General features: G+C 47.3%; 15 protein-coding genes. 10 read left to right on the top strand and 5 right to left on the bottom strand.

The genetic code is table 11. The features are described 5' to 3' along the window. Position 1 precedes the first annotated feature (1 nt). From VC188_RS06225 to fabI, 4 genes are read right to left on the bottom strand one after another with little or no spacing between them, the layout of a single operon-like run. Positions 2-1,378 (bottom strand): MmgE/PrpD family protein, encoded by a 1,377-nt coding sequence (locus VC188_RS06225; protein ID WP_323483383.1) that lies wholly within the window; start codon positions 1,376-1,378, stop codon positions 2-4. Between the two features lie 18 nt (positions 1,379-1,396). Beyond that, a complete protein-coding gene (locus VC188_RS06220) occupies positions 1,397-2,281 on the bottom strand; it encodes an FAS1-like dehydratase domain-containing protein (protein ID WP_323483382.1) in 885 nt (294 codons plus the stop codon). A gap of 22 nt (positions 2,282-2,303) precedes the next feature. Next, positions 2,304-3,632, bottom strand: coding sequence for a chromate efflux transporter (gene chrA / locus VC188_RS06215; RefSeq protein WP_323483381.1), 1,329 nt, complete (start codon positions 3,630-3,632; stop codon positions 2,304-2,306). Beyond that, positions 3,629-4,414, bottom strand: a complete 786-nt coding sequence (fabI, locus tag VC188_RS06210; protein ID WP_072583474.1) for an enoyl-ACP reductase FabI — start codon at positions 4,412-4,414, stop codon at positions 3,629-3,631. The genes chrA and fabI overlap by 4 nt, the downstream gene beginning before the upstream one ends. 50 nt (positions 4,415-4,464) lie before the next feature. Between fabI and VC188_RS06205 the strand changes: the two genes are divergently transcribed. From VC188_RS06205 to VC188_RS06185, 5 genes are all read left to right on the top strand, one after another. Beyond that, positions 4,465-6,333, top strand: a complete 1,869-nt coding sequence (locus tag VC188_RS06205) for an extracellular solute-binding protein (RefSeq protein ID WP_216154925.1) — start codon at positions 4,465-4,467, stop codon at positions 6,331-6,333. 11 nt (positions 6,334-6,344) lie between these two features. Further along, on the top strand, positions 6,345-7,409 hold the full coding sequence (locus tag VC188_RS06200) for a microcin C ABC transporter permease YejB (protein ID WP_215322324.1): 1,065 nt from the start codon (positions 6,345-6,347) through the stop codon (positions 7,407-7,409). After that, complete coding sequence (locus VC188_RS06195) at positions 7,406-8,431, top strand: ABC transporter permease (RefSeq protein ID WP_215320132.1); 1,026 nt, start codon at positions 7,406-7,408, stop codon at positions 8,429-8,431. Before VC188_RS06200 ends, VC188_RS06195 begins: the two co-directional genes overlap by 4 nt. Then, complete coding sequence (locus tag VC188_RS06190) at positions 8,428-10,065, top strand: dipeptide ABC transporter ATP-binding protein (protein ID WP_323483380.1); 1,638 nt, start codon at positions 8,428-8,430, stop codon at positions 10,063-10,065. Before VC188_RS06195 ends, VC188_RS06190 begins: the two co-directional genes overlap by 4 nt. 137 nt (positions 10,066-10,202) lie before the next feature. After that, positions 10,203-10,850 (top strand): C40 family peptidase, encoded by a 648-nt coding sequence (locus VC188_RS06185; protein ID WP_215320128.1) that lies wholly within the window; start codon positions 10,203-10,205, stop codon positions 10,848-10,850. A 26-nt stretch (positions 10,851-10,876) separates the two neighbouring features. Here VC188_RS06185 and VC188_RS06180 read toward each other — a convergent pair whose 3' ends face one another. Then, positions 10,877-11,800: a patatin-like phospholipase family protein gene (locus VC188_RS06180; protein ID WP_215320126.1), complete on the bottom strand. Its 924-nt coding sequence runs from the start codon at positions 11,798-11,800 to the stop codon at positions 10,877-10,879. A 186-nt stretch (positions 11,801-11,986) separates the two neighbouring features. Here VC188_RS06180 and scpB point away from each other — a divergent pair, with 186 nt between their 5' ends. From scpB to infB, 5 genes are all read left to right on the top strand, one after another. Next, positions 11,987-12,715 carry an SMC-Scp complex subunit ScpB gene (gene scpB / locus VC188_RS06175; RefSeq protein WP_216191901.1) on the top strand — a complete coding sequence of 243 codons (729 nt, stop codon included), beginning with the start codon at positions 11,987-11,989 and terminating at the stop codon, positions 12,713-12,715. Between the two features lie 6 nt (positions 12,716-12,721). Continuing rightward, positions 12,722-14,518 carry a pseudouridine synthase gene (locus tag VC188_RS06170; protein ID WP_215320122.1) on the top strand — a complete coding sequence of 599 codons (1,797 nt, stop codon included), beginning with the start codon at positions 12,722-12,724 and terminating at the stop codon, positions 14,516-14,518. Between the two features lie 173 nt (positions 14,519-14,691). Further along, positions 14,692-15,183: a ribosome maturation factor RimP gene (gene rimP / locus VC188_RS06165; protein ID WP_215320120.1), complete on the top strand. Its 492-nt coding sequence runs from the start codon at positions 14,692-14,694 to the stop codon at positions 15,181-15,183. Continuing rightward, complete coding sequence (gene nusA / locus VC188_RS06160; protein ID WP_215320118.1) at positions 15,180-16,661, top strand: transcription termination factor NusA; 1,482 nt, start codon at positions 15,180-15,182, stop codon at positions 16,659-16,661. Before rimP ends, nusA begins: the two co-directional genes overlap by 4 nt. A 13-nt stretch (positions 16,662-16,674) precedes the next feature. Then, on the top strand, positions 16,675-19,434 hold the full coding sequence (gene infB, locus VC188_RS06155) for a translation initiation factor IF-2 (RefSeq protein ID WP_323483379.1): 2,760 nt from the start codon (positions 16,675-16,677) through the stop codon (positions 19,432-19,434). Positions 19,435-19,439 lie beyond the last annotated feature (5 nt).

The following is a 19,439-nucleotide window of genomic DNA, read 5'->3' as shown; positions in this document are numbered from 1 at the left end:
CTTATGTGGACGGCAGTAGAAAGCTTATCTTGGCTTGTTTGCGGATATTCCACAAGAGATCAATTGCTTTGCTCATCTCTGTTGGGCTAGCACCCCCGCTAAATGCTGCTAAGCGCATTGCTTTATCGGTAATCTCTGCGCGAGATAGGGTATTACCAGGGTCGCCTTTAGGTTCATCCACCCGACCCTCCAGAATTTGCCCATTGTTCAAGTGAACTTTGACTTTGCCAATCCAACGTTGCGGATAGGCGCCATCTACCTCAGGATCTAGCGTCATCGAGACGCGCTCACGGAAGGCGCAGATTGCATCATCATGAAAGTGCTGATCAAATTCTTGTAAGCCAGCAAATTGGTAGTGTGCAACTAAAGCGAGCACCGTTCCCATAGAGAACTTGGACTGATGAATGGTAGTAGGGTCAGTTACTGGGCCTAATACATCAATAGCGCCTTGGTGAACCAAGGTTTCTACTTTCGCAATATCGCTAGGAGATAGTTTGTTTGCCAGCATGACTTGCAGTAGAGCGTCAGCAGCAGGGTGAGTGTGACGGCAGGAGGCGTAATACTTAAAGCTGGTTTCTGCTAAAGCCCAGCGGGTACCTAAACGATCAACCAATTTACTGGGGCGACTATCGCTTGACATGCCTGCCGCTAATCCCTGCTTGCCTTCCAGGATATGTTCAGCGCCTGTAAAGCCAGCTTGTGCAATATAGGCGGACATTAAGCCAGTGGAGGCCGCATGGGCCGTATGCAATTGTTTGGAATCTGCGGCATCACGCAGAAACTCCCAGAGGCCGGCTGACTGCGTGCCCGCTGAACCAAAGGCATGGAGCATTTGTTCTGAATTGAGTTTCAGTAGGCGACCAACTGCCGCAGCTGCAGCTAATGTGCCGGCCGTTCCAGTGGTATGAAACACTTTGTAATGAGAGCGACCTAAAAATTCACCAACCCGAATGCCTACCTCGTAGCCTGCTACTACAGCAACTAATAAATCTTCACCAGATGCACCAATGGCTTGCGCACAAGCAAGTGCAGGTGGAAATACTACGGTGGCCGGATGAAAGACTGAGCCATTGTGGACGTCGTCTTGTTCTGCAACATGTGATGCTGCAGCATTAGCCATAGCCGCTAAAAAGGGGCTAGAAGTTTTGCGAGAAATTAAAACTTCAGAGGGGCCAGCGTGTGTTGCATTAAACCCACCCATATTTTGTGCAAACTGAGTAATGAGCTCCACTGGGCGCGAGCCTCTGCCAGCAATAGCGGAACCAAACCAATCGACTAATAGGTCTTCAGCACGGTTCATGACATTACTTGGAATGTCTGCAGCTTGTAAATTGGCCGCAAAGCTAGCTAGCTCACGAGAAAGGTGTTGAGTGGTCATCAGTAAACCTTCTTGTGATTAGGCTAGAACAGCAGTGGCTTGCATAGTGAGCCAACCTTCATGATCCTCTGCCCAAATGGAAATAGTTTTTCCACTCGGATCATTTTCTAGATCCGGCTTGGCATTGATTTTAAAGATATTGATATCAAAAGTAGGGCGTATCGCGCGGAACTCAAAACTCTTAAGCTTGCATCCTGGAATACTTTGACGCACTAGATCAACTAATAGAGTCGCAATCAAGGGGCCGTGAACAATGAGGCCTGGATAGCCCTCAACTTCAGTAACATATTTGCGATCATAGTGAATTCGATGGCCATTAAAAGTTAATGCTGAATAACGAAATAGAAGTACGTCATCGGGCGTAATTGCTTTACTCCATTTGGCATCCGTCGGTGCGGCAGTAGGGGCAACAGGTTTATCGTCTGGCCCTGACGCATCGCGATACACAATGTCATGCTCTTCAATAATCGCTAGACCGTTCTGGTTAGAGATTTTGTGATTGACCAATACGAAAATTAAGTCGCCTGTGCGACCTGCTTTATGGCTTACGGACTCAATCGTGGAAACGCGTTCAATCTCGTCGCCAACAGCAAGTGGTTTTAGCCATTCAATGCGGCTACCTGCCCACATACGACGAGGTAGTGGCACCGGCGGAAGAAAGCCACCACGTTTTGGATGACCATCAGGTCCGATTTCGGATTCGCGGGCGTGGGGCAGAAAATACAGCCAGTGCCACAGCTCAGGTAAAAAAGTTCCCTTACTTGGTGCAGCATCATCGCGATCCAAGGTTGCGGATAGTGCGCGCACGGGGGCTGCTGTGACGGTGTCTTGCAGAGACTCGGTTTTACCAAGCCATTCTTGCAGGTGGGTGATAGTTTGAGGTTCGATTCGCATAAGTTCCATTATGCCAATCTTGTAAAAAAACTCACCCTATCAAAATAGAGATGTAGTAGAAGAGTAATCCAGCAATGGCTGACCCGCCCAATACCGAAAGAACACCCTTTTGATACTTAAATAAAGCTAAACCAGCTAGAGCGCAGATCAAAATCGAGATCCAAGAGATCGAGCCGCCAAAGCCTCTTGGTAAAAAGACGTGATAAGCAAAGAAGAGGCCTAGATTAGCAATGACGCCAACGACTGCTGCTGTGATTGCTGTTAGCGGTGCTGTAAAGCCTAGCTTGCCATGCGTTGATTCAATTAACGGACCGCCTACTAAGATAAAAAAGAAGGAGGGTAAAAAAGTAAACCAAGTAGCAACACAAGCACCCAACACCCCAAACCAAAATGGATTGGTATTGCCAATGAGGTGTTGGATATGTCCTGCAAGATAACCAACAAAAGCCACTACCATGATGAGTGGGCCTGGCGTAGCCTCGCCTAGCGCTAAACCATCAATCATTTGGTTGGCGCTGAGCCAATGAAAGTGTTCGACTGCTCCTTGGTATACGTAGGGTAGAACTGCGTACGCACCACCAAAAGTCATCAAGGCGGCTTTGGTAAAGAACCATGCGATATTTGGGTACAAGGTCTTCCAGTCAAAGATGGCTATCAATGCGCCAATAGGAAGTAGCCAGCAAGTAAATGCTACAAGGCTATGACGGACCGCTTTTGAATAAGTAAATTTGGCGTGCTCGGGAGTAGGAGTGTCGTCATCAATGATGGCGCTACCAAATTGTTTTGCTTCTTTCATGCTATGCCCACCAGCTTGTTGGAAATATTCTGGATAGCGTTTGCCTCCCCAGTAACCGATTGCTGCCGCAATGAGCACGATGATGGGAAAGGCGAGATTCAGAATAAAGATGGCTAAAAAAGATCCAAGGGCGATCCATTGGAGTGCTTGGTTATGAATTGTGCGTTTACCAATTCGCACTGCAGCGTGCAATACGATCGCAGTCACTGCAGGCTTGATACCAAAAAAGATGGCTGCAATCCAAGGAACTTGTCCGAAGGTGAGGTATACCCATGACAAGCCAATCAAAATGAATAAGGAGGGCAACACAAAGAGCGTACCCGCTAGGATGCCGCCCCAGCTGCGGTGCATGAGCCAACCAATATAGGTTACTAGCTGTTGGGCCTCGGGCCCTGGTAATAGCATGCAGTAGTTCAGAGCATGTAAAAAGCGCCGCTCAGAAATCCAGCGACGCTTTTCAACTAACTCTTGGTGAAGAACGGCAATCTGTCCTGCGGGCCCACCAAAACTGATAAAGCCTAGCTTAGCCCAAAACTTCAGGGCCTCGCGCAGCGAAATACTCAAACTTCATCCATTCCGCCAACTACTTGACTAAAGCCGTTGTCAACGTAAATGATTTCAGCGGTGATGCCATTGGCTAAGTCAGACAATAAGAATGCAGCAGTATTGCCCACATCATCAATGGTCACATTACGACGCAGTGGGGCAGTTTCCTCAACCGCTTGCAAAATCTTGCCAAAACCTTTAATGCCAGAAGCCGCTAGAGTTTTAATTGGGCCAGCAGAGATGCCGTTAGCGCGAATGCCTTTAGGGCCAACTGAGCCAGCGAGGTAGCGAACGGATGCTTCAAGCGATGCTTTTGCTAAACCCATAGTGTTGTAGTTAGGAACATTCTTCATGGATCCTAAATAAGTTAATGTGAGCAATGAAGATTTATCACGCAACATTGGGAGTGCTTCTTTTGCCATTGCTGGGAAGCTGTATGCAGAAATATCATGAGCAATCTTGAAGCCTTCACGAGAAAGACCTTCCAAAAAATCGCCAGCAATTGCTTCGCGTGGGGCAAAGCCAATCGCGTGTACAAAACCATCAAATTGGGGCCAGGATTTAGCTAAATCCTTAAAAAGGGCGCTGATTTGTTCGTCGCTGCCCACATCGCAGTCAAAAATCAGTTCGGTATTGAATTCTTTTGCAAAATCAACGATACGGTCCTTAAAGCGCTCACCTACATAGGTAAAGGCTAGTTCGGCACCTTCGCGGTGGCAGGCCTTGGCTATGCCATAGGCAATAGAGCGATTAGAGAGGAGGCCGGTAATGAGGATTTTTTTGCCGGTGAGAAAGCCCATGTTGTGTCCTTTACTTCAAATATGATTAGCTATCTACAATTGTTGCATATATGTCCACTTTAAAGCCCATTCGACAAATTGCCTATTTATTGCTGCTAGCCCTGCTAGCGGCGCTAGGGGCCAATATCGCTCTGGCAGGACAGGGGATTGCGCAATACGGCAAGCCTAAATATCCTGATGGATTTGCCCATTTTGATTACGTTAATCCCAATGCTCCCCGGGGTGGAACCCTGGTCTTGCCAAACCCGGGGCAAAGAACGAGCTTTGATAAATTTAATCCATTTACCCTGAGAGGTATCACTGCTCCCGGTATTGAATTGATGTTTGAGTCCTTGGCCGAAGGAAGTGCGGATGAGGTCTCTAGTATTTACGGTTTATTGGCAGACGATATTCAGGTGGCCAAAGATCACAAGTCGGTTACCTTCCATCTTCGATCAGAGGCAAAATTTTCAGATGGCAGTCCAGTCTTGGCTGCTGACGTTAAATATAGTTTTGATACCTTGATGAGTGGTAAAGCGCATCCGCGTTATAAAACTACTTTTGCGGATATTAAAGAAGCGGTTGTTTTGTCTGAACGATCCATCCGCTTCGACTTTAAGAATGACAATACTGAACTACCTATTTTGGCGGGGACATTTCCAGTGTTCTCAAGGAACTGGGGTAAGCAAGCTGATGGAACGGTGATTCCATTTGAGAAGCTTGCCTTTGAAATGCCAGTCGGTAGTGGGCCTTACTTGATTGAATCTTTTAAAGCAGGTAAATCGATTGTTTATAAAAAGAACCCAAACTATTGGGCTGATCAACTCGGTAAACCATTAAATGTCCGCGTTGGCTTTTATAACTTTGATCGTGTTCTATATAAGCTCTATAGCGATGATGCTGTTAGGTTAGAAGCCTTTAAAGCAGGGGAGTTTGATGCTCTGGTTGAGTATCGCGCCAAGATATGGGCTAAAGGGTATGTTGGCTCTAAGTTTGATCAAGGTGTTCTCTTAAAGAAAGCATTCCTAAATCACAATGGCGCTGGCATGCAAGGTTTTGCCATGAATGTGCGACGTCCTATTTTTAAAGATGCGCGTGTGCGCGAAGCCTTAGGTTATGCGCTTGACTTTGAATGGCTTAATCGCCAAATATTTTTTGATCAGTACAGCCGTATCAATAGTTATTTCACCAACAGTGATTTGAGTGCCAACTTTGACGGCCCTCGCAAACCTACAGAGTTAGAGCTAAAGCTACTTAAGCCCTTAAAAGCAAAATACCCACAGTGGGTTCCGGATGCCGTCTTTGAGCCAATGCCTGCGGCGCCATCAACTAAGCCGCCCGGCAGCCTACGCCAGAACTTAAAGAAAGCCCGTGAGCTCCTTCTTCATGCCGGCTGGCAATATCGTGACGGTGCATTACGCAATGAAAAGGGTGAGCCATTTCGTTTTGAGATTGTGGAAGATGGCGGGTTCTTCTTGAGAGTGATTTCTGCTTATGTACGCAACTTAGAGAAGCTGGGAGTGGAGGTAGATATTAGGACTAGCGACTTTGCTTTGCATCAAAAGCGTATGAATGAATACGACTTTGATATGACCACCGTCAGATTTCAGGACTCCCAAAATCCAGGCAATGAACTCTGGGATCGCTTTGGCAGTCAGGCTGCTAAAGAAAAAGGCTCTGATAATGTGATTGGTGTGCAGTCTCCTGTGGTGGATGCTTTGATTGATGAAATTACCAGAGCACAAAATCGGGAACAGTTAAGAACCGCAACGAGAGCCCTAGACAGAGTTCTGTGGAATAGTTATTACGTTGTGCCACAGTGGTACAACCCAACGCATCGTGTTGCCTTCCGCCACGAGATGCGTTATCCAGAACCTCCTTTGTATTACTCGGCCGAGACATGGATCATGCAAAATTGGTGGAAAGAAGAGGTCAAATAATGCAAGGTCAAATGCGCGCTTATATTTTTAAACGTTTGCTCTTGATGATTCCTACCATCTTGGGAGTATTAACGCTTACCTTCGCAGTAGTGCAATTTGTTCCTGGTGGTCCAGTAGAGCAAATGGTATTGGAACTAAAAGGGAAGGGTGGCGCTGCAACAGGCGGCTCCGAGTCCTCTGGGTCCGGATCAACCTATCGCGGCCGTCAAGGTGTGGATGCACAGCGCCTAGAGGAGGTGAAAGCGTTATATGGTTTCGATAAGCCACCACTTGAACGCTATTTCATGATGTTAGGCCGCTTTGCCAGATTCGACTTGGGTCAAAGCTATTACCAGCACGAAAGCGTTTGGACTTTAGTGGTCTCTAAGTTGCCGGTCTCGATCAGCATTGGACTATGGACCTTCTTCATCACGTATTTAGTTTCCATACCCTTGGGAATAGCTAAAGCAGTGCGCGATGGTTCACGTTTTGATGCCGTAACCAGCAGCATGATCTTGGTGGGTTATGCGATTCCTGGTTTTGTATTGGGTGTCTTATTGCTGGTGCTTTTTGGCGGAGGCAGTTTCTTGCAGTTATTCCCGCTACGAGGCCTCACTTCAGATAATTGGAGTGATCTGAGTTTGGTTGGCAAAGTCATGGATTACTTGTGGCATTTAGTGTTGCCGATTACCGCCTCTGTTTTGGGTAGTTTCGCCGTAGTCACGATGTTGACTAAGAACTCTTTTTTGGAAGAGATTCGTAAGCAGTATGTTTTGACTGCGCGCGCAAAGGGCCTTACTGAAAAGCAAGTGCTATGGAAGCATGTATTCCGTAACGCACTCTTGCCCTTAGTAACGGGTTTTCCGGCCGCATTTATCGGCGCATTCTTTACTGGCTCACTATTGATCGAAACACTATTCTCATTAGACGGACTCGGTTTGCTTTCGTACGAGTCTGTAATGCGTCGTGACTACCCAGTAGTTTTCGGCACTCTGTATTTATTCACTCTGATTGGCCTATTCACCAAGTTAATCTCTGATCTTTGCTATGTTTATGTAGACCCACGCATTCAGTTTGGTGCAGGAGGCGGCTCATGAGTCGTTGGCAGCGCTTCAAAAATAGTCGTATAGGGTATGTAAGCTTATGGATCTTCATGATCCTCTTTGGCTTATCGATGTGCGCTGAATTGATTGCGAATGATAAGCCTTTGGTGGTGCGCTATGAAGGCCATTTCTATTTTCCGATTGTGAAGAGTCAGCCAGAAACTGTTTTTGGTGGTGACTTTGCGACTCCAACTGATTTCTTAGATCCCGATATTCGTCAGAACATTACTAGTAATGGAAACTGGGCAATCTACCCGCCGATTCACTATAGCTATGAGACGCTCAATTATTTTTCACAAGTGCCTAATCCAGCACCACCATCATGGGAGAACTGGTTAGGGACCGATGATCGTGGGCGCGATGTTTTGGCTCGCCTGATCTATGGTTTTCGCTTATCTATTCTTTTTGGTCTTGCACTAACGATCGTTGGCGTGAGTGTGGGCATCATCACTGGATCCTTAATGGGCTTCTTTGGAGGAAAGTTTGACCTAGTCTCGCAGCGCCTGATAGAAATCTGGTCAGCTATGCCAGAGCTGTACTTGCTCATCATTTTTGCCTCAATCTTTAATCCCAGTGTTTCCCTGCTGATTATTTTGTTAGCCGCTTTTGGTTGGATGGGCCTATCAGATTACGTCCGTGCAGAATTTTTCCGCAATCGCGCCCTGGAATATGTGCGTGCAGCAAGAGCATTGGGTTTAACCAATTTGCAAATCATGTGGCGTCACATTCTGCCTAATAGCTTGACACCAGTGATTACCTTTTTGCCATTTCGCATGAGTGCCGCCATTTTGTCGTTAACCAGCTTGGACTTTTTAGGCTTGGGTGTACCCCCAGGTACTCCAAGCTTGGGTGAACTACTCTCTCAAGGCAAAAGCAATCTTGATGCCTGGTGGATCTCTCTATCAACCTTTGTTGTCTTGGTCGCAACTCTGTTGCTATTAACTTTTATGGGTGAAGCATTGCGTAATGCTTTTGATTCTCGCAAGGCTGGCGTAATGAGCGGAGGTCGTTCATGAGTTTGCTTCGTTATGAAGATCTGTGTATTTCATTTGGAACGGGTCGTCGTGAAAAGTTTGCAGTCAATCATCTGGATTTAGAAATTGGCATTGGCGAGCGTGTGGCATTAGTTGGGGAATCTGGCTCAGGTAAGACGCTGACTGCATTGGCGCCATTACGTTTAGAGCCCGAGGGCGCCAAAGTCTCTGGAAAGATTTTGTGGAATAAAAAAGATGGGAAGGGTACGGTGGACTTGCTCTCGATGTCTATCCAAGATATTCGGGAGATTCGTGGTCGTGAGATTGCGATGGTGTTTCAGGAGCCGATGACGGCTCTGAACCCACTCTTTACTGTTGGTAATCAAATCATCGAGGCAGTACAAATCTATCAACCTTTGATTTCTAAGGCGGATTCGATTGATGCTGCAATTGATCTACTCAGAAAGACGGGCATTCCAGAGCCTGAACGCCGCTTTCATTCATATCCACATCAACTTTCGGGTGGCCAAAGGCAGCGCGCCATGATTGCGATGGCTTTGGCATGTAAGCCACGGCTACTGATTGCCGATGAGCCTACGACAGCTTTAGACGTGAGCTTGCGTTTGCAAATCTTGGATTTACTCAAAGAGCTCCAAGAAGAATCCAAAGATCATGGTGGCATGGGCATTCTGTTGATTACCCACGATCTCAATTTGGTAAAGCATTTTGCACAACGTGTAGCTGTCCTAAATCAAGGTAACTTGATGGAGGCTGGGCCAACCAAACAAGTGTTTGAGCGCCCAGAGGATCCTTATACGCGAGCCTTGGTCAATAGTGAGCCGGTACGCGATCTGGCACCTCTGATGCCATTAGCTCCGGTATTGTTGAAAACAGAGGACCTCTCGGTTGCTTACCCGAGCGAAGAATCAGTCTCCTGGTTTAAAAAAGCGCCATCACATAAAGTATTGAAAAAAGTGAGCTTTGAACTAAAGCAAGGTCAGACCATTGGTGTGATTGGAGAGTCTGGCTCTGGCAAAACCACCCTAGGTATGGCTGTACTCGGCTTGCTAGGTGATTCAATGGCAGAAGTGAATGGCAATGTTGATGTGCTTGGTAGCGATTGGCAAAAACTCAAGCCTATTGAGCGACGTGCGATACGTTCTAGCTTGCAGGTGATCTTTCAGGATCCCTTTGGCTCGCTGTCACCGCGCATGAACGTATTGCAGATTATTTCTGAGGGATTGGATGTGCATTTTCCGAAACTGTCTACTGCAGAACGTGAGACACGTGTAGTGGATATGCTCAAAGAGGTGGGCTTAGATCGTTCTGCGCTTCTGCGCTACCCACATGAATTTTCTGGAGGGCAGCGCCAGAGAATTGCGATTGCGCGTGCCTTAATTTTGCGCCCACAAATTTTGGTATTAGATGAGCCCACCTCGGCATTGGATGTCTCTATTCAAAAACAGGTACTTGCCTTGTTAACCGAGCTGCAAAAAAAGTACAACTTGGCGTATCTCATGATTAGTCACGATCTAGCAGTTATTAGAGCAATGTCTCACGAGGTGATGGTTCTCAAAGGGGGCAAGGTGGTGGAATTTGGTGATACCGAAACCCTGATTAAGTACCCTCGTCAGACCTATACGAAAGAGCTATTTGCTGCTGCAGAGCTGACTTAGATAGCAGATCAAAACCCCCCTGAATGGGCTAATTTGGTGCATTTGCCCCGATATAAAGCAAATTTATCATTATAAACAAAGACTTAAGCATAGAGTGAAGACTTGGTTAATTGAGGGTTCTTTGTTAAACTGATCCGATGTCATTGAAAAAAGCACTTCTTTTGAAACTACTGGGCCTAGGTTTAGGCGCCATCATCTCTGTATCTGCCTATGCGGTTGATACGGCGGTAGAGGCATCTGCGGATGCTGTAGTTCCCAAAGAAAGTATGTTCCAAGCAGGGCGCTCCTACATTGCCCGAGTATCAGACCGCTTGGCCGATACCGTGACTGGCAAGTCAGACGAATTAATTAACCGCGCTATGGAAGTTATTGGCGTGCGCTATCGCTGGGACACAGAATTACCGCAGTCTGGATTGGATGGCAGTAGCTTCGTTGGCTATGTCTTCAAAGATAAGTTGGGATTCTTATTGCCGCGTAAGTCAACGCAAATGAGCCGTGTTGGTAAACCGATTACCCGTGAAGAATTGCAACCAGGCGATCTCGTATTTTTTAATACGATGCGCCTTACTTTTTCTCATGTTGGAATTTATGTGGGTGATAACAAATTCATTCACTCACCTTCCAGAGGTACCAATGTTCGAGTGGATGATCTCGGCAGCCTCTATTGGGATAAACGTTTTGACGGAGCACGTCGTTTAGATGGTAGCGACAATCTCGATGACTCTGAGCGTCAAGAGCTTCTCAACGAAGTCAAAAATCTTAAGCGTAATTCACGCAGCCTTTAAGTAAGAGACCCTCAGCCTGATTGCTATTAGCCTTTCAGCTTCTCTTTAATCAAACCCATTTGCTCTTGTGCTGCAGCTTCACCAGCGAGTATGGCGGCATTTCTGGATTTGAAATCACCACTACCCATTTGTTTTAACTGCGGCTGAATCACGATGTCAGCGCTTTTGAGTTCGTACTGATTAATACTTCTCTGCATGATGGAGATGGTTTGCTGCAAGACACCTAAGGTTCCACTGGCATCTTGATGAACTGGCTCAGAAGAAATATTTACTGCAATGACTAGGGTTGCCCCCATCTGTCTTGCATAGCTGACTGGCACTGGTGCTACTAAACCACCGTCCACATATTCTTTGCCGCTGATTACTGCCGGCTGAAATACTCCGGGTACGCTGCAAGATGCGCGAACGGCTAGACCGGTATTACCTGTCCTAAATAAAACCCCTTTGCCGGACTGCAATTCAGTGGCAACAATACCTAAGGGGATGCGCATTTGCTCAATCGATTTATTTTGCACTTCTCGGTTAACCATATTTTGTAGTGCATCACCTTTAATGAGCCCGCCAAAACGGCCGGCAAACGGGAGACCCCAGTCAGCAATCGTGGCCTCATCCAGATTGAGGGCCAAGCGATTCAGATCATTCCCGGTGGCGCCTGATGCGAGGAGGGAGGCAATGACACTGCCAGCGCTACTGCCGACAACAATATCGGGTCTAATGCCCTGGGCTTCCAATACCTTAATGACGCCTATGTGGGCAAAACCTCGAGCTGCTCCAGCACCCAGAACTAGGCCAACGACAGGTTTTTTACTCCCCACCAGGCTACAAGAGCTCAAACCTGCGCCTCCAAGTAGGGTCCCCATACCAATTCCGAGGCCCAGGAGTCGACGGCGCTCTATGGAATAGATCGCCTTAGGCATAAATAAAGGGGGTTTGGTGGAATTCTTGTGCATGTGGCTATTGTATTGAGCCTACCTTATAATAAGAGCATGGTGAACGAAAAGTACTTCGTTTCAGCGCGGGCATATCCCAAGAAGAATTGATGAGATGGATTGTCCGTAGTAGCTTGAGAACACCAAAACCCATTACTAAATACCTTTTAAAGCCTAGCCAGGATTACTCCTGGTAGCCCGAATTTTATGGACGATCACAATAAGCGCGTCATTGAAACAGCCCTCCTGTGCGCACAGGAACCACTCACCGTTGCTGATTTGTCTCGCTTATTTGTAGAGGACATCACTACGGCAGATATCGATGAAGCATTAGTCGAGCTGCAACGTGTTTGGGATGACAAGGGTATGGAGTTGGTACATATCGCAACTGGCTGGCGTTTTCAAAGCCGTATCTCAATGCGCGAGTACCTTGATCGCTTGACTCCAGAAAAGCCACCAAAATATTCACGTGCCGTGATGGAAACTTTGGCCATCATTGCTTACCGTCAACCTGTCACCCGTGGTGAGATCGAAGAAATTCGCGGTGTTGCTGTGAGTAGTAATGTAATGAAGCAGTTAGAAGATCGTGGTTGGGTTGAGGTGATTGGGCATAAAGAAACCGTTGGACGCCCAGGCTTGTATGCCACTACTAAGCAATTTTTAGACGATCTCAGTTTGACCAATTTACAAAGCTTGCCGATGCTGGAAGATGCGGCGCCAATGGCTGCTGCAGCGCAATTAGGTCAAGCGGTAATGGAGTTTGATCCATCTGCTACGGTAGAGACAGTAGTAATTGATACTGATGCTCAAGAGGTGATCGAAATAGAAGAAGAGACAACTGAAATCACTGCAGAGGAAATCATCATTGATATTTCTGAGCTAGATTCTGAGGAAGTTACCCCTGAGTCTGAAGACAATCCAGACGAAACAAAATAATAATTAATGACAAGCTCTAACGAAAACGATTCATCCCCGGTAGTAAATCCATCGGCAACCCCTTCTAATGCAGACGTTGCGCCATCGAACTCAGATGGCCAAAAGTCTGAAGGTGGAGAGCGCGGTGAACGCCGCCCACGTCGCCAGGGTGCTGGAGGCGGTAAACACCCGTTTAATAAGAAACGCCCATTTAACAAAGATCGGCCACGCCGCGAAGGTGGCGATGCCAATGGTCCGCGCGAAGGCGGTAACAATCAAGGTAATAACCAATCTTCTAAATTAGCTCCCAATCTAGCTGAGAGTGAGGCTTTGTTTGCTTCAGTTGTCTCTGGTGAGTTTGACGCCGCTTTAGATGCTCCTGAAGTTGAGGAATTAAAAAATCCCGATGGTGTGAATGAGAACGAGGTATCTCATCAAACTGGTGCAGAGCGTCGCGCACAACGTGCACAACGTTCACGCGAGGATGAAGATTCAGATGCGCCAACGGATGAGGAAATGAGTAGTCTGCAGTTTGCCAACGTTGATGATCTCCCACTCAGTTTGCGTGATGAAGTTTGGTCTGACCTCGATGGTTTGGATGATGATGCTGATGATGAAGATACCGTTAAGTTGCACAAGGTATTAGCTGATGTTGGTATGGGATCCCGTCGCGATATGGAAGACTTGATTATTCAAGGGCGCGTATCGGTGAATGGATTACCAGCACATATTGGTCAGCGCATTGGACCAACCGATCAAGTGCGCATCAATGGCAAGCCAGTACATCGCAAGATTCAGACTAAGCCACCGCGCGTGATCATGTACCACAAGCCTGCAGGTGAGATCGTTAGCCAGTCAGATCCAGAGGGTCGTCCAACCGTATTTGATCGTTTGCCAAAGCCGCGTCAAGGACGCTGGATCGCGGTAGGTCGATTAGACTTTAATACCGAAGGTCTTTTATTGTTTACCACTTCTGGTGAGTTAGCAAATCGCTTAATGCATCCCCGTTATGGTGTTGAGCGTGAATACGCCGTGCGCATCTTAGGTGACTTGAGCCAAGAAAATACTTCACTATTAAAGAGTGGCATTACGCTCGATGATGGCCAAGCTAAATTCTTACGTCTAGCAATGGGCGGTGGTGAAGGCGCTAATCGTTGGTATCACGTTGCATTAAGTGAGGGTCGTAATCGCGAAGTGCGTCGTATGTTTGAGGCGGTTGGTCATGTAGTATCTCGCTTGATCCGAACTCGTTACGGTATTTTCTTATTGCCTCCACGTTTAAGACGTGGCAAATGGGAAGAGATTGAGGCGGGCGGTATTTATAACTTGATGAAGTCTGCTGGCTTAAAAATGCCACAGCCACAAGACAAGGGCCGCAACCCGAATCCCAATAATCGTGATCGTCGCCCGATGGGTGAAGATTTCCAACCGGATCCAATGCAAACCTCGGTTTCTTATTGGGGTTCCCGTGATGCTTTAACCCTTGCTAGTGGCCATAACGGCCTAACGCATCAAGGTAGGGGTGGCAAACCGGCTGGCGGCGGCGGTTCTAGCGAGGGGCGCGGGCCATTCCGTGGGCGCACTCAAGGCGGCAGACCTGGTCAGGGCGGTCAAGGTGGTCGCAGTGGACAAGGCGGACAGGGTGGTCAAGGCGGTCAGGGCCAAAACCGCAGTAAAGGCAGCAAAGTTCACCACGGGCAGTCCGCTTTTGTGACAGGCAATCCTCAGAGTCCTGGAAATGGACCTAAGCGTAGCGCACCAAAAGGGCGCAAACCCTTCAATAAAGGACCTAGAAAACCCCGTAATCCGGGCGAAAGCTTCTGATTTGTATCAGTTTTCTGCCAAATAGGCTATAATTTTGGTCTTACAGCAGTATTCTGCTGTTTTTAGTGGTTACCGACTGATGTTGCGATCAACGTAAGTCGGCCTGTTCTGAATTTCGAGAATATGGGCTTTGAAGCCCATTTTTTTTTGCCATTTTGGTATGAAGGGGCGTCGTGAAAGATCAGCAGGTTATTTCTGCAGAGCTGGAAAACTTGGGTTACACGCTAGTTGAGATAGAGCGTGAAGCCGGTGGATTGCTGCGCGTCACGATTGAAAACCCAGATTACGAACGCTTGATTTCTGTTTTGGATTGCGAAAAGGTGAGCCATCAGTTGAGTTACACCTTGCCAGTTGAAAACATTCCTTATGAGCGTTTAGAGATTTCATCTCCAGGACTGGATCGTCCAGTGAAAAGTGCCGCTGATTATGAGCGCTTTGCTGGAATGCAAGTGGATTTGAAATTGCGCGTTGCAGCTGGCGGTCGCAAGAATTTTCGTGGTGAGTTGCAAGGTTTGCTGAGTGGTGAATTGAATTCACCAGATGCAAAGTTTGGTTTGGTATTTGAGGGTGCTGATGGTCAGCCCTCTCAATTGGAGTTCTCTTTAGCCGAGGTCGATAAGACTCGGTTGGTCCCTGTTATTGATTTCAAAGGAAGAAAGTCATGAGCCGAGAAGTTCTCATGTTGGCAGACGCGTTAGCGCGTGAAAAGAACGTTGATCAAGCGATCGTATTCGAAGCGTTGGAGATGGCTTTAGCCTCTGCGACTAAGAAGCGCTACGCTACAGAAGATGTGGATATCCGTGTTGCGATTGATCGTGAAACTGGTGAATACGAAACCTTCCGTCGCTGGTTGGTTGTGCCCAATGAAGCTGGTTTGCAAGAGCCGGACAAAGAGATTCTGCAATTTGAAGCCCAAGAGCAACTCGCCGACATGGAAGTTGGTGACTACATCGAAGAGCAAATCGAATCTTTAGCCTTCGGTCGTATCGGCGCACAAGCTGCTAAGCAAGTGATCTTGCAGCGCATTCGTGATGCTGAGCGTGAACAGATTTTGAACGACTACCTTGAGCGTGGCGAAAAAGTCATGACTGGTACCGTGAAGCGTGCTGACAAGAATGGCCTGATTATTGAATCTGGTCGTGTTGAAGCATTGCTCCGCCGCGATCAAATGATTCCAAAAGAGAACTTACGTTCTGGCGACCGTGTGCGGGCATACATCCTTAAGGTGGATCGTGAAGCACGTGGCCCACAAATCGAACTCTCCCGTACTTGCCCAGACTTCTTAATTAAGTTGTTTGAGAACGAAGTTCCTGAGATGGAGCAGGGTTTATTAGAGATCAAAGGCGCTGCCCGTGATCCTGGTATCCGCGCAAAAATTGCGGTTATTACTTATGACAAGCGCATCGATCCAATTGGCACTTGCGTTGGCGTACGTGGCACCCGTGTGACTGCGGTTCGTAATGAAGTTGCTGGCGAAGCAGTGGATATCGTATTGTGGTCTGAAGATCCAGCCCAATTTGTAATTGGTGCTTTGGCTCCAGCTCAAGTTTCATCAATCGTGGTTGATGAAGAGCGTCATGCGATGGATGTAGTGGTTGATGAAGAGAATTTGGCAATCGCTATTGGCCGCAGTGGACAAAACGTTCGTTTGGCAAGTGATTTGACTGGTTGGCAGATCAACATCATGACCCCTGAAGAGTCTGCTGAGAAAACTGAAAAAGAAGCTTCTTCTGTACGTCAATTGTTTATGGACAAGTTGGACGTCGACCAAGAAGTGGCTGATATTTTGATTGAAGAAGGTTTCAATACATTAGAAGAGGTGGCCTACGTACCATTGTCTGAAATGTTAGAGATTGATTCATTCGATGAAGATACTGTGAATGAGTTGCGTACCCGCGCCCGTGATTCTTTGTTAACTATGGAGTTGGCAAAAGAAGAGCGTATCGGCGAAGTGTCACAAGACTTGCGTTCCCTGGAAGGAATGACCACAGAACTGATTGCTAAGCTTGCTGACAATCAGGTACATACCCGTGACGACCTTGCTGAATTAGCTGTTGATGAGCTGGTTGAGGCGACACAAATTGACGAAGAAACTGCGAAAACGCTCATCATGAAAGCGCGCGAACATTGGTTTACTTCATGAGAGGAAGTAGTGCATGGCAACAACAGTAAAAGTACTCGCTAAAGAATTAAAACGTACCGCGCCAGACCTCTTGGAGCAGTTGAAGGCGGCTGGTATCGAAAAAGGTTCTGAGGACGATAGCATTACCGAAAAGGACAAAACTGTCCTGCTTGAGCATTTGCAAAAAGAGCACGGCAGTGCAGACACTGGCGCGCGTAAAAAGATTACTTTAATCAAGCGTGAGAGCTCAGAAATTCGTCAAGCAGACTCTGCTGGACGTACTCGCACTGTGCAGGTTGAAGTTCGTAAAAAGCGTGTGCTCGTTAAGGCCGGTGATAAGGCGCCTGAAGAGATTCCAGTTCCAGCGGCTAAAGAAGTTGCTCCAGCAGCACCAGCTAAACCCGTTATTTCCGAAGAGGAGTTGGAAAAACGCGCGGCAGAGGCAACACGCCAAGCTGAGTTGTTGGCTCGCCAAGAAGCGGAAATGAAAGCTGCCGAAGAAGCACGTCAAAAAGAAGTTGCAGCTCCAGTAATTGCTAAAGAAGAGGCGCCTGTAGATACAGCGCCGGATGCTGCCGCAGCGGCAGCAGAGAAAAAGGCGGCAGCAGATAAAGCAGCTAAAGATTTGGCTGCTAGCAAAGAAAAAGAATTGGCAGATATTCGCGTTCGTCGTGCTGCGGCTGAAGCTGAGGCTTTAGCAATCCGCGACATGATGAGCGCTCCTGCACGTGTTCTCAAAGCACCTAGTGAAATTGCTGCTGAAGAAGCGAAAAAAGGCACTTTGCATAAACCTGCAAAAGTTGAAGGTGCTGATGATAAGAAGAAGGCTGTTGCCAAAGTTGGTGGCAAGACTATTAAATCTTCTGAGACATCATCCACTTGGCAAGAAGAGGGCGCTAAGAAACCTGGCGGCCTAAAGACTCGCGGCGATTCTTCTGGTGGTGTTGGTGGTTGGCGTTCAGGCGGTGGTCGTAAGAAGCAACGTCAAATTGCTGAGGCGAACGTAGATACCAACTTCCAAGTACCAACAGAAGCCATAGTGCGTGATGTTCACGTACCAGAAACCATTACTGTTGCTGAGTTAGCTCATGCAATGGCAGTGAAGAGTGCGGAAGTGATTAAGTTGCTGATGGGTATGGGTCAAATGGTCACCATTAATCAAGTGCTTGATCAAGATACCGCAATGATTCTTGTTGAAGAAATGGGCCATAAGGCTTTTGCTGCGAAATTAGATGATCCAGATTTAGATCTTGGTACCGATGGTCACGATGCAGAGTTGTTGCCACGTCCACCAGTAGTTACAGTGATGGGTCACGTTGATCACGGTAAAACTTCTTTGCTCGATAAGATTCGTGCGGCCAAAGTGGCTACCGGTGAGGCTGGCGGCATTACTCAGCACATTGGTGCATACCATGTGGAAACTCCACGCGGCATGATTACCTTCTTAGATACTCCGGGTCACGAAGCCTTTACGGCAATGCGCGCTCGCGGCGCCAAGGCAACGGACATTGTGATCTTGGTTGTTGCGGCAGATGACGGCGTGATGCCGCAAACAAAAGAAGCAATTCACCATGCGCTTGCAGGTGGTGTGCCTATTGTTGTGGCTATTAATAAGATTGACAAGCCAGAAGCCAATTCTGAGCGCGTTAAAACTGAATTAGTGGCAGAACAAGTGGTTCCTGAAGAGTACGGTGGCGATGTGCCATTTATTCCAGTATCCGCAAAAACAGGTGAGGGTATTGATGCTCTCCTTGAAAACGTTTTGTTACAAGCAGAAATCCTCGAGCTCAAGGCCCCTAAAGATGCGCCAGCACAAGGATTGGTAATTGAAGCGCGTTTGGATAAAGGTAAGGGTCCTGTTGCAACCATATTGGTTCAGTCGGGTACTTTAAAACGTGGCGATATGTTGTTAGCGGGTTCAACTTACGGTCGCGTACGCGCCATGTTGGATGAAAACGGTAAGCCATGTAATGAAGCGGGCCCATCTATCCCAGTTGAGATTCAAGGTTTAGGAGATGTTCCTGCAGCTGGTGAGTCAGTACAAGTGGTTCCTGATGAGCGTAAGGCTCGTGAGATTGCACTTTTCCGTCAAGGTAAGTTCCGTGATGTGAAGTTGGCTAAACAGCAGGCATTTAAGCTTGAAACCATGATGGAAAACATGGAAGAAGGTGCGGTTGAAGCTAAGTTGTTACCGTTGATTATTAAGGCTGACGTACAAGGTTCTCAAGAAGCTTTGGCACAGTCATTGATGAAGCTTTCTACACCAGAGGTGAAGGTACAAATTGTTCACGCAGGTGTTGGTGGCATTACTGAAACTGACGTGAACTTGGCAGTTGCTTCTAAAGCGGTTATTTTTGGATTCAATTCCCGCGCTGATGCAGCGGCTCGTAAGCTGGCTGAAAACAATGGTGTGGATATTCGTTATCACAACATTATTTATGACGCAGTGGATGAAGTGAAGTTGGCCCTGAGCGGCATGCTGACTCCAGATAAGAAAGAAGAAATCACTGGTCTCGTTGAGATTCGTCAAGTCTTCTTGGTATCTAAGGTTGGCGCTATCGCGGGTTGCTTGGTGGTTGATGGAATTATCAAGCGCACATCTAGTGTTCGTCTCTTGCGTGACAACGTCGTTGTTTGGACTGGTGAACTGGACTCTCTCAAGCGCTTCAAAGATGATGCTAAAGAAGTTCGTGCCGGTGTTGAGTGCGGCCTGTCATTAAAAGGCTATAACGACATTAAAGAAGGTGACCAGCTTGAGGTATTTGAAGTTACTGAAGTTGCACGTTCACTCTAAGCAAA

It is taken from the genome of Polynucleobacter sp. MG-28-Ekke-A2 (assembly GCF_035012985.1).
In the GTDB taxonomy this organism is placed as follows: Bacteria; Pseudomonadota; Gammaproteobacteria; order Burkholderiales; family Burkholderiaceae; genus Polynucleobacter.
The sequence above is the reverse complement of the archived record's forward strand: the minus strand, read 5'-3'. Positions and strand labels throughout refer to the sequence as shown.

Coding starts and splice junctions, on each gene's coding strand:
- VC188_RS06205 (WP_216154925.1), top strand. CDS start 4,465: ATGTCCACTTTAAAGCCCATTCGACAAATTGCCTATTTATTGCTGCTA.
- VC188_RS06200 (WP_215322324.1), top strand. CDS start 6,345: ATGCGCGCTTATATTTTTAAACGTTTGCTCTTGATGATTCCTACCATC.
- VC188_RS06195 (WP_215320132.1), top strand. CDS start 7,406: ATGAGTCGTTGGCAGCGCTTCAAAAATAGTCGTATAGGGTATGTAAGC.
- scpB (WP_216191901.1), top strand. CDS start 11,987: ATGGACGATCACAATAAGCGCGTCATTGAAACAGCCCTCCTGTGCGCA.
- VC188_RS06170 (WP_215320122.1), top strand. CDS start 12,722: ATGACAAGCTCTAACGAAAACGATTCATCCCCGGTAGTAAATCCATCG.
- VC188_RS06225 (WP_323483383.1), bottom strand. CDS start 1,378: ATGACCACTCAACACCTTTCTCGTGAGCTAGCTAGCTTTGCGGCCAAT.
- VC188_RS06185 (WP_215320128.1), top strand. CDS start 10,203: ATGTCATTGAAAAAAGCACTTCTTTTGAAACTACTGGGCCTAGGTTTA.
- fabI (WP_072583474.1), bottom strand. CDS start 4,414: ATGGGCTTTCTCACCGGCAAAAAAATCCTCATTACCGGCCTCCTCTCT.
- VC188_RS06190 (WP_323483380.1), top strand. CDS start 8,428: ATGAGTTTGCTTCGTTATGAAGATCTGTGTATTTCATTTGGAACGGGT.
- VC188_RS06220 (WP_323483382.1), bottom strand. CDS start 2,281: ATGGAACTTATGCGAATCGAACCTCAAACTATCACCCACCTGCAAGAA.
- nusA (WP_215320118.1), top strand. CDS start 15,180: ATGAGCCGAGAAGTTCTCATGTTGGCAGACGCGTTAGCGCGTGAAAAG.
- infB (WP_323483379.1), top strand. CDS start 16,675: ATGGCAACAACAGTAAAAGTACTCGCTAAAGAATTAAAACGTACCGCG.
- VC188_RS06180 (WP_215320126.1), bottom strand. CDS start 11,800: ATGCACAAGAATTCCACCAAACCCCCTTTATTTATGCCTAAGGCGATC.